Raw genomic sequence first — 1,220 nt, 5'->3', positions numbered from 1 at the left:
GGACAGAGCCTTGTGTCTCTCCGGGCTTGTTGTTTAGCTGCCAGCAGGCCTTGGCATCAGGGTGAGCATCCACAGAGCCTGAGGCTCAACAGCCTGGTAGCTAGACTATGCCCCCTGATGCCCTCTATCTCGATAGCTTGAATGGTATCCAAGCCCCTCCCGATCTGGAGTGAGGCTGCACGAACAAGGAAAGGTGACGAGAGCATGGCAGTGATCGGTATCGACGTCAGCAAGCAGAAGATCGACTGCGCCTGGCTGCGCGATGTGGCCACCGGCAAGGTCAAGACACGGGTGTTCCCCAATCGTCGGCAGGACTTTCCCCGCCTGCTTGAATGGCTCGAACACCAGACTGGGGAACCACAGGATCAGTGGCATGTGTTAATGGAAGCCACCGGTATCTATCATGAAACGCTCGCGTATTGGCTGCATGCTGCCGGCATCCAGGTCTATGTCCTTAACCCGGCGCAGGTGCGCGATTTCTCCCGCAGCCTGGGGGTACGCGGCAAAACGGACAAGAAGGACAGTGTGGTGCTGGCTCGGTATGGCGCGACTCAACACCCGGAAGCCTGGCAACCAGAGCCCGAGGAAGTGCGCAAGCTCAAGGCGCTGGCAGCGAGACTCGATGCCCTGGACAAGGACATTCAGCGTGAGCGAAACCGGCGCGAGAAAGCCGAGTTCGCCATGGCAACCGATATCCTCCGCTCAATCGATGACATCCTGCTGGCATTGACGCGTGAGCGGGATCGTCTCCATCAGGAGATCGATGACCACCTCGATCAGTACCCTGGCTTGAAGCAGGATCGCGCCTTGCTGCAATCGATTCCCGGCGTTGGCCCTGCGGTATCACTCCGACTATTGGCAATGCTGCGTAGCCGCGTTTTCACGAGCGCCCGGCAGGCTGCGGCATTTGCAGGGCTCGTGCCTGTCAGTTGGGAGTCGGGTAGTTCCGTACGAAGCCGACCCCGCTTGTCGAAAGCCGGCAACCCGAAACTGCGCCAGAGTCTATACATGGCAGCCGTCGTCGGGCTGAAGCGGAATCCGGATATCTCGGCGCTCTACCAGCGGCTCACAGGCAACGGCAAGAGCAAGATGGCGGCCCTGGGTGCGGCGATGCGGAAGCTGATCCACATCGCCTATGGTGTCCTCAAGACACAAACCGAATATCGGCCACAAACCGCCTGATGGGATGTTTGTGGCCGGTTAGGGGAGATGGTATCTAG

Annotated in this window: 1 protein-coding gene; it reads left to right on the top strand. The window is 59.4% G+C overall.

The annotated features are described in order from the left end of the window. The first annotated feature begins 204 nt into the window (after positions 1–204). Entirely contained in the window at positions 205–1,182 is a 978-nt protein-coding gene (locus C9F12_RS22180) for an IS110 family transposase (RefSeq protein WP_108450239.1), read from the top strand. The last annotated feature ends 38 nt before the right edge of the window (positions 1,183–1,220 follow it).

The organism is Halomonas sp. BN3-1, from assembly GCF_003056325.1.
In the GTDB taxonomy this organism is placed as follows: domain Bacteria; phylum Pseudomonadota; class Gammaproteobacteria; order Pseudomonadales; family Halomonadaceae; genus Halomonas; species Halomonas litopenaei.
This window is presented reverse-complemented; position numbering and strand designations above follow the sequence as displayed.

Bases quoted from the DNA above. Each gene is read 5' to 3' on its own strand.
- C9F12_RS22180 (WP_108450239.1), top strand. From the start codon at position 205: ATGGCAGTGATCGGTATCGACGTCAGCAAGCAGAAGATCGACTGCGCC.